The 1,615-nt window shown below is 71.1% G+C and carries 2 protein-coding genes and 1 pseudogene; all 3 read left to right on the top strand.

Translation table 11 applies throughout. From position 1 onward, the window contains the following. A pseudogene (locus E3T24_RS17155) lies at positions 1-255 on the top strand (hypothetical protein); the annotation flags it as partial. Positions 256-520: 265 nt separating this feature from the next. Beyond that, the gene (locus E3T24_RS01490; RefSeq protein ID WP_134434210.1) at positions 521-1,015 is read left to right on the top strand and encodes a hypothetical protein; all 495 of its coding nucleotides are present in this window, start codon (positions 521-523) and stop codon (positions 1,013-1,015) included. Positions 1,016-1,072: 57 nt separating this feature from the next. Next, entirely contained in the window at positions 1,073-1,477 is a 405-nt protein-coding gene (locus E3T24_RS17150) for a hypothetical protein (protein WP_166789151.1), read from the top strand. Positions 1,478-1,615 lie beyond the last annotated feature (138 nt).

The following is a 1,615-nucleotide window of genomic DNA, read 5'->3' as shown; positions in this document are numbered from 1 at the left end:
GCGGGCGCGGCTGGCGCTGCGGCGAGCGCGGCTGGCGCTGCGGCGAGCGCGGCGGGCGAGAAGCCGGCGGTGCCGATGCGCCAGTTCACGCTGACGGGGCCCGCGATCGCCATCTGCACGGCCGGCGGATTCCTCGTTGCGGGGGCCGGATCATCCGTCGCCCTCAAGCGCGGCGAGTCGGTCTACATCACGCCCGACGAGGGCACCCTCACCTTCGCCGGCGCCGGCGAGGTGTTCCTCGCCACCATCCCTTAGTAGCAGCAGCCCCGCCCCTCACCAATTCGACGGAGATTTTGCTCTAACAACCCGGATTTGCGGCTTTCTGGCCCATTTGAGCCAGAATCTCCGTCGAATTCGTTCATCGCCGCGCGGGAGGTTCGCTGCCGCGCGGGCGGGGCGGCGAGCGCGGTGGGTTCGCGCACGGGAACGGCGGGCCTCCCCAACCCGCGGGTGCGGAGCGTTGTCCCCAGGCTGACGGATGCCGCGGCGCGGGCCCGTCTCCGCTGCGAGGCTCCGGGGCATGCGCTCCCTCGCCCAAGACATCATCGGCCATGGACTATTCGCCAAGCGCGCCACGCTCCGCGCCCGAGGCTGGAGCGATGGCCACCTCCGCGGCGAGGTGAACCGCGGAACGATTGTGCGGGTGCGCAAGGGCTGGTATTCGGTTCCGTCGGCGCCGCAGTCGGCCGTCGAGGCGTTCCGGATCGGCGGGCGGCTGGCCGGATTGAGCGCTCTGAAGTCCTACGGCATCTGGACCCCGGCCACGAGGAAGCTTCACGTGAGCGTCCCCGGCGGCGCGCGGGCATTGCGGCGGCCGACCGACATGCGCGCACGGCTGCACGTGCTCGACGGTGTCCGGTGCCGGGTGACCTGGGGCGATGACGCGTGGGAGCGGCGTGGGGACAGCGTGTGGCGCACCAGCGTGCACGAAGCCCTGGTGCATATTCTGAACAACCACGACCGGGTCACGGCGATCGTGTGTCTCGATGCCGCGCTGCACAGTGCTCGGGAATAAGGCCCCGGAATCGTCCTTGATGATCTGGGCTGGATCTTCGCCCGCGCGCCGCTCCGGGTGCAGTCTTGGCGCAGCGAGGTCGACGGGCGCGCCGGAGCAGGCGGGGAAACAGAATTCCGGCTCAAGGCACTGGCCGCCGGCATCCCGTTCGTGCCACAACCGTTCGTGAGGGGCGTCGGGAATCTCGACGGCCAGATCGGCCCGTCGACGTTCGTGGAGATCGACGGGACGGAGTGGCATGACAATCCGCTCGCATTTGAGGTCGACCGGGAACGCGATCTGCTGGTCGCGAAGGAGAACGGGCGCACACTGAGGTTCACCTACGCGCTCCTCCGCAAACGGTGGGGGTTGTGCGTTCAGGCGATGGTCACGGCGCTGGAGCACGACTACCGTCACGAGTCGTCGACCGCGTTCCCCCCATTCCCCGGCCGGATGCCGCCGGTCGCCGGCCGCCTCGGGTAGCGACCGGCCCGATTCCCGGTTGCCGCGGTAGCCGGCCCCGGGCCGTGCCCGGCCCCGCCGTGTCCGCTGGCCCGGCTCGCCCGCCCGCTGGCCCGGCCGTGTCCGCTGGCCCGGCCGTGTCCGCTGGCCCGGCCGTGT

Origin of the sequence: Cryobacterium sp. TmT2-59, from assembly GCF_004403545.1 — a bacterium.
Lineage (GTDB): Bacteria > Actinomycetota > Actinomycetes > Actinomycetales > Microbacteriaceae > Cryobacterium > Cryobacterium shii.
The sequence above is the reverse complement of the archived record's forward strand: the minus strand, read 5'-3'. Positions and strand labels throughout refer to the sequence as shown.